This window comes from Jeotgalibacillus marinus, assembly GCF_040801915.1.
Classification (GTDB): domain Bacteria; phylum Bacillota; class Bacilli; order Bacillales; family Jeotgalibacillaceae; genus Jeotgalibacillus; species Jeotgalibacillus marinus.
In genome coordinates this window covers 1-375 of record NZ_JBFMIA010000107.1, presented here as the reverse complement: position 1 = coordinate 375, position 375 = coordinate 1, and the positions used below count along the sequence as shown (strand labels likewise).

The 375-nt window shown below is 47.2% G+C and carries 1 protein-coding gene; it reads left to right on the top strand.

Annotated elements, in window-relative coordinates:
* The coding region (locus tag AB1471_RS18865) for a hypothetical protein (protein WP_367780952.1) at positions 1-375 on the top strand (375 nt) is incomplete at both ends.

Below are 375 nucleotides of genomic sequence, written 5' to 3'. Positions count from 1 at the left end.
AAGAAAAGGAAAGAGAGGAAGAAAGAGAAGGGGAGAAAAGAGGAGAAGGAGAGGAGGAAAGAAAAAAAAAAGGAGGAAAGGAAGGGGGGGGGGGGGGGGAGGGGGGAGGAGGAGAGAAGGAAAGAAAAAAAAGAGAAAAAGGAAGGGAGAAAGGAAAGGAAGGGAAAAAAGAAAAGAGAGAGGAAGGAAAAAGAAGGAAGGGAAAAAAGAAGAAAGAGGGAAAGAAGAAGGAGAAAGGGGAAGAGGGGAAAAAGAGGGGGAAGGGGGGGAGGGAAAAAAGGAAAGAAAAAAGAAGAGAAAGGAGAAGAGAAGAAAGAGAAAGAGGGGAAGAAAAGGGGGAAAAAAGGGGGGAGAACGCGAGGGGAGGGAGGGAGG